The organism is Sphaerisporangium viridialbum (assembly GCF_049674955.1).
Classification (GTDB): Bacteria; Actinomycetota; Actinomycetes; order Streptosporangiales; family Streptosporangiaceae; genus Sphaerisporangium; species Sphaerisporangium viridialbum.
Map to the genome: position 1 here is coordinate 6,758,644 of NZ_CP187232.1, position 16,627 is coordinate 6,775,270.

Below are 16,627 nucleotides of genomic sequence, written 5' to 3' on the forward strand. Positions count from 1 at the left end.
CGAAGGACACATGACCGTCGAGTCCATCGAGGTGCGTCAAGTGGAGGTCCGCGATCCTGCGGCCGAGCCGCTGCTGCGCGACCTCCACCTTGAGTACCACAGCCGGTACGGGCCGAACGAGGAGCTCAGCCGGTACGCCGACGAGGAGTTCTCCCCGCCTGACGGCGCCTTCCTGATCCTGGTGGAGGACGGGGAGACGGTCGCCGGGGGCGCGTTCCGCCGCCACGACCAGACGACGGCCGAGCTCAAACGCATCTGGACCCACCCCGCCCACCGCAGGCGGGGCCTCGGGCTGGTCGTCGTCCGCGAGCTGGAGCGGGAGGCCGTACGCCGGGGGTACCGGCGGATCCACCTCACCACCGGCCCCCGCCAGCCGGAGGCCGCCCGGCTGTACCTGGCGGCCGGATACCGGCCGCTGTTCGACCTCGACGCCGATCCGGAGACGATCGGGCCGCTGCCCTTCGAGAAGCTCCTCGAAGGGCCCGCCCCCTGCGAGACGGCCGCGAGCGGCTACGACGTCCGGGCGGCGGAGGTCCAGGAGGCGTAGAGGTCGGCGTACACGCCGTCCTGCCGCACCAGCTCGGCGTGCGGCCCGCGCTGGACGATGCGGCCGTGCTCGAACACCAGCACCTCGTCCGCCGCCTCGGCGGTGGACAGGCGGTGGGCGATCGACACGGCCGTACGGCCGCGGGTGACCCCGTCGAGTGCCCGCGCGATCCGCACCTCGGTGGCGGGGTCCACGGCGGAGGTCGCCTCGTCGAGCAGCAGCAGGTCGGGGTCGGCCAGGTAGGCCCTGGCCAGTGCGACGAGCTGGCGCTCCCCCGCCGACAGCGACTCGCCGCGCTGGCCCACCGCGGTGGACAGCCCCGCGGGAAGGCCCTCCAGCCAGTCGGTCAGCCCCAGCTCGGTCATGGCCAGGTCGATGTCCGCGTCGGTGGCCGAGGGGCGGCCGTAGCGGATGTTGTCCGCGAGCGAGCCGTTGAACAGGAACCCGTCCTGCGGCACCATGACGATCCGCTCCCTGAGCGAGGAGAACCGCACCTTGCGCAGGTCCACGCCGTCCACCAGCACGCGGCCCGCGGTCGGGTCCATGAGGCGGGTGAGCAGCTTGGCGAAGGTCGTCTTGCCCGAGCCGGTCTCGCCGACGACCGCGACCCGGGTGCGGGGCTCGATGTCCACCGAGACCTCGTGCAGCACGGGAGGGCCGTCGGGGTAGGCGAAGCCCACGTCCTGGAAGGAGACCGTGATGGACCCGCGCGGCAGGGTCACCCCGCCCACCGGGTCGGCCACGTCCGCGGGCGTGTCGAGCACGCCGAGCACCCGCCGCCACCCGGCGACGGCGTTCTGCGCGTCGTTGAGCACCTCGGTCGCGGTCTGCAGGGGGCTGATGAAGAGCGTGATGAGGAACAGGAACGCGACCAGGCGCCCGGCCGAGATCGTGCCGCCGATGCCGAGCTCGACCCCGAGCAGCACCACCCCGGCGACCGCGACCGCCCCCACCAGCTCGGTGATCGGGAAGGTGAACGCGACGATCTTCTGGGCCCGGGTCTGGGCGTTGCGCTGGGCGTTGACGGCCTCGTCGATGCGCCGCGCGGTGCGCTCCTCCGAGCCGTACGCGCGGATCACCGCGCTGCCGACCACGGACTCGCTGACCGCGGCCAGCATGTCGCCGGTGCGCTCGCGCACCTGGGTGTAGGCGCCGGCCACCCAGCGCTGGAACCTCGGCAGCACGATGACCATCGGCAGGAAGCAGGCCCAGACGACCAGCGCGAGCTGCCAGGAGTAGAACGCCATCAGCACGCTGGCGATGATCAGCTGACCGACCGAGATGATGACCATGAGGCCACCCCACTGCATGAACGTGCTGATCTGGTCCACGTCGCTGGTGACCCGGGAGACCAGCGCGCCGCGCCGCTCGGTGTTCTGCGTGAGCACCGACAGGTCGTGGACGTGCCGGAACCCCTTGCCGCGCAGCGAGGCGAGCCCCGACTCGGTCGAGCGGTAGAGGCGTACGTTCATGAGGTAGCCGCACAGAGCCGTCAGCGTCACCGCGACGGCGCACAGCAGCACGGCGTTCCTGATGAACGCCACGTCCGGCGTCGCATTCTTCAGCCCTCGGTCGATGACCTGCTGAACGGCGATGGGGACGATCACCTTGCCGAGCGTGGCGAGCACCGCCAGCACCAGCGTCACCGGGAGGCCGACGCGGAACTCCGGCGACAGCGTGAGGCCATGCCGCAACGTCCCGAGAGCCGAGCGCTGCTCCACGCTCAGCGACGTCGTCATGCCACGTTCTTCGACCCGCGACGTCATGCCACGATCCCCTCGTCGGCGTCGAGCGCCGCGCGCTCGGATTCCGCACGTTCGTAGGCGGTGACGAGGTTGCGGTATCCCTCGCACCGGGCGAGCAGCACGTCGTGCGGGCCCCGGTCGGCGACCCTGCCGTGCTCCAGGTAGACGACCTCGTCCGCCAGCGCGATCGTCGCCATGCGGTAGGCGACGACGATCACCGTGGACTCCGGCGAGCCCTCCCGCAGGCCGTACAGGATGCGGCCCTCCACCTGCGCGTCCACGCTGGAGGTGGCGTCGTCCAGGATGAGCAGGCGAGGGGTCCTGACCAGGGCCCTCGCCAGCGCCAGCCGCTGCCGCTGTCCGCCGGACAGCGTGGCGCCGCGCTCGCCGACCCGGGTGTCCAGGTTCTTCGGCAGGGCGCTCACGAACCCCTCCGCCTGGGCCAGGCGCAGCGCCGCCCAGATCCTCTCGTCCGGTACGGGCTCGCCCGCCTCCGTCCCGAGGGTCAGGTTGCCGCGCACGGTGTCGTCGAACAGGAAGGTCTGCTGCGGGACCAGGGACGCTGCCGTGCTCACCTCGCCCTTCGCGACCTCGCGCAGGTCGGTGCCGTCGAGGAGCACCTGGCCATGGTCGGGGTCGATCAGCCGGACGAGGAGCTGGGTCAGCGTGGACTTGCCCGAGCCGGTCGGGCCGACGATCGCGACGGTGCGGCCCGGCCTGACCTGGAAGTCGACCCCCGACAGCACCGGCGCGTCCGCGGAGTAGCCGTAGGTCAGGCCGCGCACCTCCAGCCGGGCGGGGCCCTCCGCGGCCAGGCGGGCGGCGCCGTACTCCATCGAGCCGGACGCCTTCAGCACGTCCTGCACCCGAGTCCAGCCGACGACGCTGCGCGGCATCTCGGCGAGCACCCAGCCGAGCGCGCGGATCGGGAACGCCAGCAGCGTGAACAGGTAGGACACCTGGATCAGATCGCCCGAGGAGACGTCCCCGGCTGCGAGCCGGATCGAGCCGAACAGCAGCACCGCGAGCACGCCCAGCGTCGGCAGCGCCTCCAGCAGCGGGTCGAAGAGCCCGCGGATGCGGCCCACGGCGATGTTGGCGTCGCGAAGCTCGTCCGCCTTGGCCTGGAAGCGGACGGCCTCGGCGTCCTCCCTGCCGAGGGTCTTGACGACCAGCGCCCCGTCGAAGCTCTCGTGCGCGATCTCGCTGACCTCGGCGCGGAGCTGCTGCGCGCGCATCGCGAGGGGCGATAGCCGGCGCTGGTAGACGAGGTTCAGCACCGCGATAGCCGGAAATATCAGGAAACCGACGAGGGCGAGCATCGGGTCCACGAGCAGGATGGCGACGGCGGCGGTGACCAGCATGACCACCACGCCGACGGCCATGGGCAGCGGGGCCAGCGGGGCCCAGGCCGCCTCGGCGTCGGAGCTGGCGTTGGACAGCAACTGGCCGGTCGGGTGGCGGTGGTGCCAGGCGAGCGGCAGCCGCAGGTACTGCCGGGTGACCTCGCGGCGTGACCGGGCCTGCATGCGGTACTGCATGATGCCGGCGAGCACCCTGCGGCCGATCACGCCCGCCGCCTTCAGCACCGCGACGCCCACGATCAGCAGCGCCGCGGTGACGAGCGTGCCCGTGGTGGTGCGCCCGTCGCGGAAGGCGGGCAGGACGGCGTTCTCCGTGGCCCAGCCCAGCGCCCACGAGGAGCCGACGGTCATGACCCCGTAGACGGAGCTCGCCAGGACCGCGCCGGTGAAAATGCGGGGCTCGGTGCGGATGGCGTGCCCGACGACACGCAGTCCCTGGCGCATGACAGTCGGACTGTGCTGGCGCTCGCTCGGCACGCGGGGGATCCTCTCGACGGGGACTATGCCTGATGAGGGCCTGTCTGATGGCGGGACGCGGGGAACGTCCGCCTCAATCCCTATCATCCGCCGCAACCGGTTTATTCCCACCCCTATGGTGGCCGATCAGCCCCGAACCCCTCCTTGTAAGGTGATCAGGGTGACGCACGCACGCGCCGAGCGCGAAGCACTCAGTGATCTTCTCGACCGTCTGGGCCCCGAGGCACCGACGCTGTGCGAGGGGTGGACGACCGCCGACCTCGCCGCCCACCTCGTCGTCCGCGAGCGCCGTCTCGACGCCGCGGGGGGCATCGCGATCAAGCCCCTGGCGGGCTACACCGAGTCCGTGCAGAACAAGGTCAAGAACGGCAAGGCCTACCGCGAGCTCGTCGACGACGTGCGCCAGGGCCCGCCGCGGTGGTCGCCCTACGGCCTGATCCCGGGCCTGGACGCGGTGGTCAACACGCTGGAGTTCTTCGTCCACCACGAGGACGTCCGGCGGGCGCAGCCCGGCTGGGAGCCCCGCGAGCTGCCCGCCGACCTGGTGGAGATGATCTGGAAGCGGGTCTCGGGAGGCGCGCGGCTGATGCTCCGCAAGTCGCCCGTCGGCGTGGTGCTCCGCCGTACCGACGGCCGGAAGGCCGGGGGCAAGATGGCCGAGCCGCACGTCATCGTGACCGGCGAGCCGGCCGAGCTCCTGCTGTTCGCCTTCGGCCGCCAGGAGCACGCCCGGGTGACCTACGAGGGCGACGAGGCCTCGATCGATCGGCTGCGCGGCGCTCAGCTCGGCCTCTGACACCGGCTCCCCCACGGAAAGGGCGCGGGGCCTCCCGCCGAGCCGCCGGACCGCGCGGAACCCCCGGGGTTCCGCGTCCGTTGTCGCGTGTATTACGGGCATCCGTTTCATACCGGATGGGACGGTCATGTCCTGGCTATGATCATCCCCGGGCCACCACGTGACCGATTCCGGAGATCGGCCACTCCGCGCCTCGGGTAGGACCACGTCACCGGAACCATGGGAGGCAATCCGATGAAGACCAAGAAGGTACTGCTGTACCTCGTCATCGCCTTCACGGTCTTCTACATGTACTCCCGGCCCGCCGAGGCGGCGACCGCGGTCAAGGGCATGTTCAACGGGATCAGCTCGGGCGCGGGACAGCTGGCGATGTTCTTCTCCAAGCTGTTCAACTGAGGACCTGAGCGGCCCTCTCCCTTCGGCCGAGCACCTGAGGCGTCGGCGGCGTGGGCGGCACTCCCCTGAGCCGGCCCGGGGCGGCGCCGGTCCAGATCCCGGTCAGGCGTCCTTCTTCTTCAGCGGGACCAGGCACAGCACGTAGCCCATGGCGCCCGACTTGGGACCCTCCCAGTACGCCGTGGTGACGTCCTTGTCGTGGCACATGCTGAGGCTCGTGTCGGCGTTGAACTGCGCCTCGGTCTTGCCGTTGACCTTCCTGGCGACCTTCCACTCGACCGTGGCGTCCTTGCAGTCGACGACCTTCAGGCTGTCCTTGTCCTGCCCGGCCATGCAGTCGCCCACGTGGGCGATGCGGGGAGCGCCGGTGACCTGGTCGCCGACCGCGCCCACACCCTCCCGGACCGCGAAGACCCCGCCGATCTTGATGACGGCGATGACCAGGAAGATGCCCACCGCGCCGAGCGCACCCGCGATCTTGCCGCCCCGCTTCTTCCTGGCGGCGGGCGGCTGGCCGGGCTGCCACTGGGCTCCGCCGGGCTGCTGGGCGAAGGGGTCCTTGCCCGCGTTGGAGCCGGGCTGCTGCTGGTACGGGTCCTGCCAGGCCTGCTGGGGAGGCGGCTGCTGACCGTACGCGCCCGGTGCCTGCTGCTGCCCGTAGCCACCCTGCTGTGCCTGCGCCTGGCCGGCGTAGGCGGGCTGCTGCCCGGCGTTGGAGGGCCGGCCGTACGGATCCTGGGGCGGGCCCGCGTACGGAGCCTGCTGCTGGTCCTGGGGCTGGCCCGCGTACCCCTGTCCCGCGTACCCCTGACCGGCATGGCCCTGACCGGCATGGCCCTGGCCGCTCCCCTGACCCGGGTAGCCGGACCCACCGCTCCCCTGACCCGGGTAACCGGAGCCACCGCCCGGGTAGCCGGAACCGCCGCTCGCCTGCCCCGGGTAGCCCGAGGCGCCGCCTGCCTGACCCGGATAGCCGGACCCGCCGCTCCCCTGGCCCGGATAGGGCGCCTGCTGCAGGTAGGGATCCTGCGGCGGGCCACCGTACGGCGCGGCGTCCTGCGGCGCGTACGGCTGCCGCGGGTACTGGGCGTCCTGCTGCCAGGACCCGTCCTGACCGTACTGCCCCTCGCCCTGGCTGGGCGGGAAGGTGTGGTTCGGATAGCCCTGAGGGGGCTGGTAGGGCGAGCCCGGCTGCTGGGGGGAGGGTGGAGTCGTCACGGATGATTCCTTGAGGTCAGCGGCACCGTAAAAGAACCCGCATGACCGTAGCGGATCATGACCCGACTTGCGAAGACATTCCACCATTCGAGCGGGTTTGGACCGGTCCCACTTCGGGTAAAGAGATCACCCGCCGACGGTCTACCGCACGGGGTGGCCGGCCGCGCGCAGGGTCTCCTTGACGTCGGAGATCTTGAGCTGGCCGAAGTGGAAGACGCTCGCGGCGAGCACCGCGTCGGCCCCCGCGTCCACGGCCGGCGGGAAGTCGTCGAGCGCGCCCGCCCCGCCGCTCGCGATGACCGGCACGGTCACGGCCTCGCGCACGGCCCGGATCATCGGAAGGTCGTACCCGCCCTTCGTGCCGTCGCCGTCCATGGAGTTCAGCAGGATCTCGCCCACGCCGAGCTCCTGGCCGCGCCGCGCCCACTCGACGGCGTCGATGCCCGTGCCCCGGCGGCCGCCGTGCGTCGTCACCTCGAAGCCCGAGGGGGTGGGCGGGCCGTCCACCACGCGCCGCGCGTCGACCGACAGCACGACGCACTGGGCCCCGAACCTGCGGGACGCCTCGGTCAGCAGCTCGGGGCGCGTGATGGCGGCGGTGTTCAGGGAGACCTTGTCCGCGCCGGCGCGGAGCAGCCGGTTGACGTCGTCGACCGACCGCACTCCCCCGCCGACGGTCAGCGGGATGAACACCTGCTCGGCCGTGCGGCGGACCACGTCGAACATGGTCTCCCGGTCACCGGAGGAGGCGGTGATGTCGAGGAAGGTCAGCTCGTCGGCGCCCTCGGCGTCGTAGCGCCTGGCCAGCTCGACGGGGTCTCCGGCATCCCTGAGGTTCTCGAAGTTGACGCCCTTGACCACCCGCCCGGCGTCGACGTCCAGGCAGGGGATCACGCGTACCGCGACCGTCATGCCCTCACCGCCGCTAGTGCCTCCTCCAGCGTGAACGCCTGGGCGTAGAGCGCCTTGCCGACGATGGCGCCCTCGACCCCGTCCGGCACCAGCGTGGACAGCGCGCGCAGGTCGTCGAGCGAGGAGACGCCCCCGCTGGCGATCACGGGCCGGTCGGTGCGGGCGCACACCTGGCGGAGCAGATCGAGGTTCGGCCCGCGCAGGGTGCCGTCCTTGGTGACGTCGGTGAGGACGTAGCGGGGGCAGCCGTCCGACTCCAGCCGGTCGAGCACCTCCCACAGGTCGCCGCCCTCCTTGGTCCAGCCCCGGGCGGCCAGCGTGGTGCCCCGCACGTCGAGGCCGACCGCGATGCGGTCGCCGTACTCGGCGATGATCTTCGAGCACCAGGCGGGGTCCTCCAGGGCTGCGGTGCCGATGTTGACCCGCCTGCACCCGGTGGCGAGGGCCGCCTCCAGCGACGCGTCGTCGCGGATGCCGCCGGACAGCTCGACCTGGACGTCCAGCGCGCCCACCACGGAGGCCAGCAGCTCGCGGTTGGACCCCCTGCCGAAGGCGGCGTCGAGGTCGACCAGATGGATCCACTCGGCGCCCGCCTGCTGCCACGCGAGAGCGGCGGCGAGCGGGTCGCCGTACGAGGTCTCCGTACCCGCCTCACCCTGCACGAGGCGCACGGCCTGGCCGTCCGCGACGTCCACTGCGGGCAACAGCACCAGCGACATATCTACGACCTCCGGTCGAATACGACGGTGACCAGCACCGGGAAGAGCAGAAGGGACAACACCAGGACGCCCACCCGGGCGGCCCACCCGCTGAGCAGCAGCCAGGAGGCCGCCTGCACGAGCACGAACAGCACGGCGACGACGGAGTTCTGCGCCCGCCGCCTCCTGGCGATCAGGCCGCCCTGGCGTGCGACCCTGATCGGTTTGGGCACCACCGCGACCAGCCGGCCGCGCAGCCCTCGCCACCTGGCCCTGCGCTCGTCACGCCTGGCGCGCGCGGCGGCCTGCCGCGCCTGCTCGGCCTCACGCTCGGCGCGGCGGCGTGCGCGCTCCTTGCTCACTCGGGCCCCCGCTAGCCGGGAAGACGGGTAGCGGCGTGCCGGGCCGGCCCGTGGGACGCCACGGCGCTCCGCACCCGCCAGGATAAGGCCACGCGTTCGCGGGAGCTCACAGCGTGCCCAGCCAGTTCTTCAGCAGCACCGCGCCCGCGTCGCCGGACTTCTCGGGGTGGAACTGCGTCGCCTTGAGCGGGCCGTTCTCCACCGCCGCGACGAACGGCACGCCGTGCTCGGCCCACGTGACGAGCGGCTGGGCGAAGCCGGGACCGGCCTCGAGCTCGAACTTGCGCACGCCGTAGGAGTGGACGAAGTAGAACCGCGTGGCGTCGTCGAGCCCGGCGAACAGCACCGACCCCTCGGGCGCCTGGACGGTGTTCCACCCCATGTGCGGCAGTACGGGCGCGTCGAGCCGCTCGACGACGCCGGGCCACTCGCCGCAGCCCTGGTCGCGGCCAAGGCCCTCCTCGGTGTGCTCGGCGCCCTCGGCGAACAGGATCTGCATGCCGACGCAGATGCCGAGCACGGGACGCCCGCCGGCCAGGCGGCGGCCGATGATCTGCTCACCGCGCACGGCCTTCAGCCCGGCCATGCAGGCGGCGAAGGCGCCGACCCCGGGCACGACGAGCCCGTCGGCCTCCAGCGCGGCGTCGAAGTCGGCGGTCACCGTGACGTCGGCACCGACGCGGGCGAGCGCCCGCTCGGCCGACCGCAGGTTGCCCGAGCCGTAGTCGAGGACGACGACCTTGGTCATGACATCACCCCCAGGGTGCGGGAACCGGAGTGGAGGACGGCGGCGCTCACCACCACAGCACCCCCGCGGTGATCGCGAGCACGGCGCCGATCCCGAGGACGACGGCGCCGAGCTTCAGCCCCTGCTTGAGGAACGAGTAGATGCCGCCGGCCATGAACAGGCCGATGAAGACCATCGCGACCGCGGTCCAGTTCGAGCTCACAGGACACCCTTGGTGCTGGGCACGCCCGTGGCGCGCGGGTCGCGCTCGGTGGCCTCGCGCAGCGCGCGGGCCAGGGCCTTGAACTGCGCCTCGACGATGTGATGGGCGTTGCGCCCGTAAGGCACGCGCACGTGCAGGCAGATGGCGGCCTGGGCGACGAAGGACTCCAGGATGTGCCGGGTGAGGGTGGTGTCGTACTCCGGGCCGATCATCGGGGCCATGCCCTCGGGCTCGGAGTGCACCAGGTAGGGGCGGCCCGACAGATCGACCGTCACCTCGGCCAGCGCCTCGTCCAGCGGGCAGGCGGCGTTCCCGAACCTCCGGATGCCCGACTTGTCGCCCAGAGCCTCGCGGAAGGCGGCCCCCAGCGCGAGCGCGGTGTCCTCGATGGTGTGATGCGAGTCGATGTGCAGGTCGCCGTTGGTCTTCACGGCCAGGTCGAACAGGCCGTGCTTGCCGAGCTGGGCCAGCATGTGGTCGAAGAACCCGACACCGGTGGACACCTCGACCCTGCCGGTGCCGTCCAGGTCGACCTCCACCAGCACCGAGGTCTCCTTGGTCGTACGCTCGACGCGGCCGGTCCTCGGCCTCGGCTCGCCCACGGCGGGACTGGTCACAGGATTTCCTCCAGGTCGTCGCGCGCGGGCCTGCCGGGCGCGGGAGTTACTCGGGTCTCGGCGAGGGCACCGGACATGGCCTCGCGGAAGGCCGCCATCTCGCCGGCCGTGCCGATGGAGACGCGCAGCCACTCGGGCGGGCCGACCTCGCGGATCAGCACGCCGCGCTCCAGCAGGGCCTCCCACACCGCGTGGCGGTCGGGGAACCGGCCGAACAGCACGAAGTTGGCGTCGGAGTCGGCCACGGACAGGCCGCGCTCCCTCAGCCAGGCCACGCAGGCGTCGCGCTCGGCGCGCAGCACCTCGACGGTGCCGAGCAGCTCGTCGCGGTGCGCGACGGCCACCCGCGCGGCGGCCTGGGTGAGCGTCGACAGATGGTACGGCAGGCGCACCAGGAGCAGCGCCTCGATCACGGCGGGGTCGGCCGCCAGGTAGCCGAGGCGGGTGCCGGCCATGGCGAACGCCTTCGACATGGTGCGGGTGACGATCAGCCGGGGGTTGCCCGGCAGCAGGCTCAGCGCGCTCGGCGTGCCGGTGCGCGCGAACTCGAAGTACGCCTCGTCGACCACGACCATGCCCGGCGCGGCCTCGGCCACCCGCTCGATGACCGAAAGCGGCAGTGCCGTGCCCGTCGGGTTGTTGGGGCTGGTCAGGAACACGATGTCGGGGCGGTGCTCCTCGATCGCGGCGACGGCCTTGCCCGGGTCGACGCCGAAGTCGTCCTCACGGGCGCCGGAGATCCACCGCGTGGCGGCGCCGGTCGTGATGATCGGATGCATGGAGTACGACGGCTCGAAGCCGAGCGCCGACCTCCCCGGCCCCCCGAACGCCTGGAGGATCTGCTGGAGCACCTCGTTGGAGCCGTTGGCGGCCCACACCTGGCCGGCGTCGAGGCCGTGACCGAGGTAGGCCGCGAGATCCTCGCGCAGGGCCACGGCGTCCCTGTCGGGATAGCGGTTCAGCTCCGAGGCGCCGCGCCGCACGGCCTCGGCCAGATCGGCGACCAGGCCGGGCGAGGGCGGGTAGGGGTTCTCGTTGGTGTTCAGCCGGACCGGCACGTCGATCTGGGGCGCCCCGTACGGCGAGCGCCCGCGCAGGTCGTCGCGGATCGGCAGGTCGCCGAGGCGCACGGCCCGGCCCGAGCTCAGGGAGGTCATCGGGACCCCCCGCCGAACCTCGCGCGGACGGCGGCGCCGTGCGCGGGGAGGTCCTCGGCCTCCGACAGCGCGTAGACGTGCGGCGCGGCCTCCTCGAGGGCCTCGCGGGTGTAGTCGACCACGTGGATGCCGCGCAGGAAGGTCTGCACGGAGAGCCCCGAGGAGTGGCAGGCGCACCCGCCGGTCGGGAGCACGTGGTTGGAGCCCGCGAGGTAGTCGCCGAGGGAGACCGGGGCGTACGGGCCGATGAAGACCGCCCCGGCGTTGCGGACCCGGGCGGCGACCGCGTGGGGGTCGGCCGTCTGGATCTCCAGGTGCTCGGCGGCGTAGGCGTCGACGACCCGGAGCCCGTCGTCGAGGCCGGACACCAGCACGATGCCCGACTGCGGGCCGGCGAGCGCCTCGGCGATGCGCTCGGAATGCCGCGTGGCGGCGACCTGGCCGGGAAGCTCCTTCTCGACGGCCTCGGCGAGCGTCTCGCTGGTGGTGACCAGCACGGCGGCGGCGATCACGTCGTGCTCGGCCTGGCTGATCAGGTCGGCGGCGACGTGGACGGGGTCGGCGGTGTCGTCGGCGAGCACGGCGATCTCGGTCGGGCCCGCCTCGGAGTCGATGCCGATGCGCCCCTTGAGCAGGCGCTTGGCGGCGGCGACCCAGATGTTGCCGGGACCGGTGACCATGCGGACCGGGGGGCACTCCTCGGTGCCGTAGGCGAACATCGCCACCGCCTGGGCGCCGCCCACGGCGTACACCTCGTCGACGCCGAGCAGCGCGCAGGCCGCCAGGATGGTCGGGTGGGGCAGCCCTCCGAAGCCGGCCTGCGGCGGGGAGGTGACCGCCAGGGAGGCCACCCCCGCCTCCTGGGCGGGCACGACGTTCATCACGACGCTCGACGGGTAGACCGCGCGCCCGCCGGGGACGTAGAGGCCGACCCGGTCGACGGGCACCCAGCGCTCGGTGACCGTGCCGCCGGGGACGACCTTGGTGGTGGTGTCGGTCCTGCGCTGGTCGCGGTGGACCAGGCGCGCCCTGCGGATGGACTCCTCCAGCGCGGCGCGCACGGCGGGGTCGAGCCCGGCGAGGGCGCCGGTGAGGGCCTCGGCGGGCACGCGGGTGGAGCCGAGCTCCACACCGTCGAACCGGGCGGTCAGCTCCCGCACGGCCGCCACTCCCCTATGGCGCACGTCGTCGCAGATGGGCCGCACCTTGGAAAGGGCGGCCTCGACGTCAAGCTCGGCGCGGGGCAGCACGTCGCGCAGGTCGTCCGGCAGGGACCCGCGCAGGTCGATACGGGATATCACCGGTCCAGTCTACGGAGGGTGGCACCCCGATCCGGTTGCGGTCCGCCATTCGGACGGCGGCTTTACATTGTAGATTTTAACTTGCCGTTAAGCTGGGGGCCGTGAGCAAGACGAAGAACAAGGGAGGCCAGGGCACTCCCGCAACCGTGGCGCTGGCCAGGGCAGAGGTCGGTTTCACCCTCCATCCGTATGATCACGATCCGAACGCCCAGGCCTACGGCGAGGAGGCCGCCGACGCGCTCGGGCTGCCGTACGAGCGGATCTTCAAGACCCTGGTGGCCGAGGTCGAGACCGGCCTCGCGGTCGCGGTCGTGCCCGTCTCCGGCAAGCTCGACCTGAAGGCCTTCGCCGCCGCACTCGGCGGCAAGCGCGCGGCCATGGCCGACGCGGCCAAGGTCGAGCGGGTCACCGGCTACGTCGTCGGCGGCATCAGCCCGCTGGGGCAGCGCAGGGCCCTGCCCACCGTGATCGACTCCTCGGCGCTGGAGTTCGAGACGATCTACTTCTCGGCGGGGCGGCGCGGGCTGCAGATCGAGACGGCCCCCGCCGGGCTGGTGCGCCTCACCCGGGCGATCACCGCTCCCATCGGCAAGGCCTCCTGACCACGCTTGGCAACCCTTGCCATCGCCTTCCGGCGATTCGGCTCGCCAGACTGGCGTCAACTGCCATAGGACCAGGCAAGTGCCCCAGGTGCCCGAAGGAGCCAGAGTGACCGAGTTGTTCTACCTGTCCGCCACCGAGATGCTGGGCCTCCTGCGTGACGGGCAGATCAGCGCGGTCGAGCTGACCGAGGCCCATCTGCGGCGCATCGACGAGGTCAACGGCGAGGTCAACGCGGTCGTCACGCTGGTCGCCGACCAGGCGCTCGCCGAGGCGAGGCGGCTCGACGACGACTTCGCGCATGGCCGCCCGCGTGGCCCGCTGCACGGCCTGCCCATCGCCTACAAGGACCTGACGGACACGGCCGGCATCCGCACGACGTACGGCTCGACGCTCTTCGCCGACCACGTGCCCGACGCCGACGCGCTCGTGGTCCGGCGCGCCAGGGCGGCCGGGGCGATCACGGTCGGCAAGACCAACACGCCGGAGTTCGGCACCGGCTCGCACACCGTCAACGAGGTGTTCGGCCCCACCCGCAACCCCTACGACCTCACCCGGAGCGCGGGCGGCAGCAGCGGAGGGGCCGCCGCCGCGCTGGCCTCCGGCATGGTGCCGCTGGCCGACGGCTCCGACATGGGCGGGTCCCTGCGCAACCCCGCGTCGTTCTGCAACGTGGTGGGGCTGCGCCCGACCCCCGGGCGGGTGCCGGACGCCTCGGCCACCTCGGCCTGGTTCACCCTCGGCGTGGCGGGCCCCCTGGCCAGGACCGTCGGCGACGCCGCGTTGCTGATGAGCGTCATCTCCGGCTTCGCCCCCACCTCGCCGTTCGCCGTCCGGGAGGACGGCTCCGCCTTCGCCGGGTCCCTGGAGTGCGACATGGCGGGCCTGCGGGTGGCCTGGAGTCCCGACCTCGGCGGGCTGCCCGTGGACCCCGAGACGGCCGCCGTGACGGCGCGGGCGCCGGGCGTGCTGGCCGGGCTCGGCGCCAAGGTGGAGCAGGTCGAGCTCGACCTGTCCGACGCCGAGGACGCCTTCCGCACCTACCGCGCCTGGTACTACGCGAGCGCCTTCGGCGACCTGCCCGCCGGCCAGGTCGGCCCCAACGTCGCCTGGAACGTCGAGCGGGGGCGCGAGGTCACCGGCGCCGGCCTGGCGCGCGCCGAGCGCCTGCGCAGCCGCCTGTTCCAGCGCATGAACGCCTTCTTCGACGACCACGACGTCCTGATCGCCCCGGTCAGCCAGGTGCCGCCGTTCCCGGTCGACCAGCCGTACGTCACCGAGGTGGCGGGCACGCCGATGCCCGACTACCTGGCGTGGATGCGCTCGGCGTACTGGATCTCGGTGCTGCACTCCCCGGCGGCCTCGGTGCCGTGCGGGTTCACCCCGGGCGGCCTGCCCGTCGGGGTGCAGATCGTCGGGCGGCCGTGGGACGACCTCACGGTGCTCAGGGTCGCGCACGCCTTCGAGCGGGCGACCGGCCACGGGGCCAGGCACCCCGCGCTCGGCCGCTAGCCGCCGCACCCGTCAAGGGCTCTGGCCCAGCTCCTCGCCGTTGCCAGGCGCGGGTTCCGGCGTGTCGCGGCCGTCGACGGCCTCCAGGATGCCGAAGATCGCGACCGCGACCAGCGCCCAGCTCAGCAGCACGCCGCGCGCGGTGACGCCGAGCACGTCGACCGTGGACCCGATGCCGGACGAGCGCGGCGCCGCCGCCTGCACCATCGAGCCGCCCAGCGACGTGCCGACGCTGAGCGCGAGGAAGCCGGCGAGCAGGCCGCCGACCGCGAGCCCGGCGAGCAGGGCGATCGGGCGCCCCCCCTTGCGCGCGATCAGGTAAGCGAAGACACCGCAGGCCAGCCCCGCCACGCCGGTCACCACGGCGAACCAGCCGTCGGCCCCGATCAGGGACTGGGTGGTCGGGTCGGTCAGCTCAGGGCCGGCCTTGGTGATGATGTACGGCGTGCGGGGGGCGAGCGCCGACCACAGGAATCCCGCCGCCACGCCCATGAGGGCGAGCACGAAGATCGTCAGTCCGAAGTCCCGCAGATGCCGCACCCGATCACCTCGCCTGTCACGCGTCCCGTTCCAGCGTACGGATCCGCACATGGTACCGATGTGAGCCCCGCCACCGCGCCTCCTGGCACGCCCTTCCCCACCGTTAGGCTGTCCCCCGTGAGCGAAGAGGTATGGCTGATCGAGTCGTCCGGACCTCTGCGGGGGGACGTCGAAGTACGCGGTTCCAAGAACGCGGTGTCCAAGCACATGGTCGCCGCGATGCTCGGCATCGGCCCGAGCACGCTGCACAACGCCCCAGAGGTGGGCGAGGTCGGCATCACCGCCGCCATGCTGGAGGCGCTCGGCATCGAGGTCGACATCAGCGGCGGCGAGATCACCCTGGAGCGCGGCCCCGAGATCAGGCCCCGGGTGCCGGAGGCCTTCACCGGGCTCAACCGCATCCCGATCCTGATGCTCGGCCCGCTGCTGCACCTGGCCGGTGAGGCGTACGTCCCGCTCGTCGGCGGCGACCCCATCGGGCGGCGGCCGGTCAACTTCCACGTCGAGGCGCTCCGCGCGATGGGCGCCGAGGTCGAGGTGCGCGACACCGGCATCTTCGCCAAGGCCACCCGGCTGCGCGGCACCCGCATCGAGCTGCCCTACCCCAGCGTCGGCGCCACCGAGACCATCCTTCTGTCCGCCGTGCTCGCCGAGGGCAAGACCGTCATCAAGGGCGCGGCCACCGAGCCCGAGGTGGTCGAGCTCGCGCTGTTCCTGCAGCGCATGGGCGCGCGCATCGAGCTCAGCCCCGACCGCCGCATCGTCATCGAGGGCGTCGAGCGCCTGCGCGGCGCCTCCACCTGGCTCGCGGGCGACCGCATCGAGGCCTTCTCCTACCTGGTGGCCGGGCTCATCACCGGCGGCGAGGTCCGGGTGCACGGCTGCCCGCAGGACCGGCTGGTCACCGCCATCACCACCCTCGCCCGCATGGGCGCGACGTTCGACATCACCGACGACTGGCTGACCGCCTCCGCGCCGGACGGCCTGCGGGCCGCCGCCGTGCAGACCGACACCCACCCCGGCTTCATGACCGACTGGCAGACTCCGCTGATGGTCCTGTTCACGCAGGCCGAGGGCATGTCGGTGCTGCACGAGACCGTCTTCGAGAACCGCCTGGTCTACGTGCCGGCCCTGCAGAAGATGGGCTGCGAGATCGAGATCTTCGACGTGTGCCTCGGCGGGCCCGCGTGCCGCTACCACGACACCAACGCCCGGCACTCCGCGGTCGTCAGGGGCGTCTCCAAGCTCCGGGGCGCCGACGTCACCCTGCCCGACATCCGCGCCGGGTTCTCCGGGGTGCTGGCCGCGGCCGTCGCCGAGGGCACCTCGACGCTGCGGGGCGTCCACCACATCGAGCGTGGTTACCACCGCGTTTTCGACCAGTTCACCTCACTTGGGTTGAAGATCAACCGGGAAGCGTAAAGATTCCTCGGTA

Annotated in this window: 18 protein-coding genes; 6 read left to right on the plus strand and 12 right to left on the minus strand. The window is 72.4% G+C overall.

Annotation, left to right across the window (positions count from 1 at the left end; translation table 11 throughout):
• The first annotated feature begins 10 nt into the window (after nt 1-10).
• Nucleotides 11-547: a GNAT family N-acetyltransferase gene (locus ACOZ38_RS30645; protein WP_424534596.1), complete on the plus strand. Its 537-nt coding sequence runs from the start codon at nt 11-13 to the stop codon at nt 545-547.
• On the opposite strand, the gene ACOZ38_RS30650 is transcribed toward ACOZ38_RS30645, so the two are convergent.
• Together ACOZ38_RS30650 and ACOZ38_RS30655 are read right to left on the minus strand one after the other, a co-directional pair.
• Nucleotides 511-2,313, minus strand: a complete 1,803-nt coding sequence (locus ACOZ38_RS30650; RefSeq protein WP_424534597.1) for an ABC transporter ATP-binding protein — start codon at nt 2,311-2,313, stop codon at nt 511-513. The genes ACOZ38_RS30645 and ACOZ38_RS30650 overlap by 37 nt on opposite strands.
• Entirely contained in the window at nt 2,310-4,100 is a 1,791-nt protein-coding gene (locus tag ACOZ38_RS30655) for an ABC transporter ATP-binding protein (protein WP_405152089.1), read from the minus strand. Before ACOZ38_RS30655 ends, ACOZ38_RS30650 begins: the two co-directional genes overlap by 4 nt.
• Before the next feature lie 193 nt (nt 4,101-4,293).
• Here ACOZ38_RS30655 and ACOZ38_RS30660 point away from each other — a divergent pair, with 193 nt between their 5' ends.
• The gene (locus ACOZ38_RS30660; protein WP_424534598.1) at nt 4,294-4,929 is read left to right on the plus strand and encodes a TIGR03085 family metal-binding protein; all 636 of its coding nucleotides are present in this window, start codon (nt 4,294-4,296) and stop codon (nt 4,927-4,929) included.
• A 234-nt stretch (nt 4,930-5,163) separates the two neighbouring features.
• Nucleotides 5,164-5,325 (plus strand): hypothetical protein, encoded by a 162-nt coding sequence (locus ACOZ38_RS30665; protein WP_424534599.1) that lies wholly within the window; start codon nt 5,164-5,166, stop codon nt 5,323-5,325.
• 102 nt (nt 5,326-5,427) lie between these two features.
• Here ACOZ38_RS30665 and ACOZ38_RS30670 read toward each other — a convergent pair whose 3' ends face one another.
• The 9 genes from ACOZ38_RS30670 to hisD form a co-directional block, all read right to left on the minus strand.
• A complete protein-coding gene (locus tag ACOZ38_RS30670; RefSeq protein ID WP_424534600.1) occupies nt 5,428-6,543 on the minus strand; it encodes an LppU/SCO3897 family protein in 1,116 nt (371 codons plus the stop codon).
• 141 nt (nt 6,544-6,684) lie between these two features.
• On the minus strand, nt 6,685-7,455 hold the full coding sequence (hisF, locus tag ACOZ38_RS30675) for an imidazole glycerol phosphate synthase subunit HisF (protein WP_405151635.1): 771 nt from the start codon (nt 7,453-7,455) through the stop codon (nt 6,685-6,687).
• Nucleotides 7,452-8,174, minus strand: coding sequence for a bifunctional 1-(5-phosphoribosyl)-5-((5-phosphoribosylamino)methylideneamino)imidazole-4-carboxamide isomerase/phosphoribosylanthranilate isomerase PriA (priA, locus tag ACOZ38_RS30680; RefSeq protein ID WP_405151637.1), 723 nt, complete (start codon nt 8,172-8,174; stop codon nt 7,452-7,454). The genes hisF and priA overlap by 4 nt, the downstream gene beginning before the upstream one ends.
• A 2-nt stretch (nt 8,175-8,176) precedes the next feature.
• The gene (locus tag ACOZ38_RS30685; RefSeq protein ID WP_405151639.1) at nt 8,177-8,515 is read right to left on the minus strand and encodes a hypothetical protein; all 339 of its coding nucleotides are present in this window, start codon (nt 8,513-8,515) and stop codon (nt 8,177-8,179) included.
• Nucleotides 8,516-8,621: 106 nt separating this feature from the next.
• Nucleotides 8,622-9,263 (minus strand): imidazole glycerol phosphate synthase subunit HisH, encoded by a 642-nt coding sequence (gene hisH / locus ACOZ38_RS30690; protein WP_424534601.1) that lies wholly within the window; start codon nt 9,261-9,263, stop codon nt 8,622-8,624.
• Nucleotides 9,264-9,309: 46 nt separating this feature from the next.
• Nucleotides 9,310-9,465 carry a hypothetical protein gene (locus ACOZ38_RS30695; RefSeq protein WP_405151643.1) on the minus strand — a complete coding sequence of 52 codons (156 nt, stop codon included), beginning with the start codon at nt 9,463-9,465 and terminating at the stop codon, nt 9,310-9,312.
• Entirely contained in the window at nt 9,462-10,082 is a 621-nt protein-coding gene (gene hisB / locus ACOZ38_RS30700) for an imidazoleglycerol-phosphate dehydratase HisB (RefSeq protein ID WP_424534602.1), read from the minus strand. The genes ACOZ38_RS30695 and hisB overlap by 4 nt, the downstream gene beginning before the upstream one ends.
• Nucleotides 10,079-11,239 (minus strand): histidinol-phosphate transaminase, encoded by a 1,161-nt coding sequence (locus ACOZ38_RS30705; RefSeq protein ID WP_424534603.1) that lies wholly within the window; start codon nt 11,237-11,239, stop codon nt 10,079-10,081. Before ACOZ38_RS30705 ends, hisB begins: the two co-directional genes overlap by 4 nt.
• On the minus strand, nt 11,236-12,540 hold the full coding sequence (gene hisD / locus ACOZ38_RS30710) for a histidinol dehydrogenase (RefSeq protein WP_424534604.1): 1,305 nt from the start codon (nt 12,538-12,540) through the stop codon (nt 11,236-11,238). The genes ACOZ38_RS30705 and hisD overlap by 4 nt, the downstream gene beginning before the upstream one ends.
• Before the next feature lie 101 nt (nt 12,541-12,641).
• Here hisD and ybaK point away from each other — a divergent pair, with 101 nt between their 5' ends.
• A complete protein-coding gene (gene ybaK, locus ACOZ38_RS30715; protein ID WP_424534605.1) occupies nt 12,642-13,142 on the plus strand; it encodes a Cys-tRNA(Pro) deacylase in 501 nt (166 codons plus the stop codon).
• A gap of 106 nt (nt 13,143-13,248) precedes the next feature.
• Nucleotides 13,249-14,652, plus strand: a complete 1,404-nt coding sequence (locus tag ACOZ38_RS30720; RefSeq protein ID WP_424534606.1) for an amidase — start codon at nt 13,249-13,251, stop codon at nt 14,650-14,652.
• A gap of 12 nt (nt 14,653-14,664) precedes the next feature.
• Here the strand turns inward: ACOZ38_RS30720 and ACOZ38_RS30725 are convergent, their stop codons facing one another.
• The gene (locus ACOZ38_RS30725) at nt 14,665-15,192 is read right to left on the minus strand and encodes a hypothetical protein (protein WP_424534607.1); all 528 of its coding nucleotides are present in this window, start codon (nt 15,190-15,192) and stop codon (nt 14,665-14,667) included.
• A gap of 117 nt (nt 15,193-15,309) precedes the next feature.
• Between ACOZ38_RS30725 and murA the strand changes: the two genes are divergently transcribed.
• On the plus strand, nt 15,310-16,614 hold the full coding sequence (gene murA, locus ACOZ38_RS30730; protein WP_405151657.1) for a UDP-N-acetylglucosamine 1-carboxyvinyltransferase: 1,305 nt from the start codon (nt 15,310-15,312) through the stop codon (nt 16,612-16,614).
• Nucleotides 16,615-16,627 lie beyond the last annotated feature (13 nt).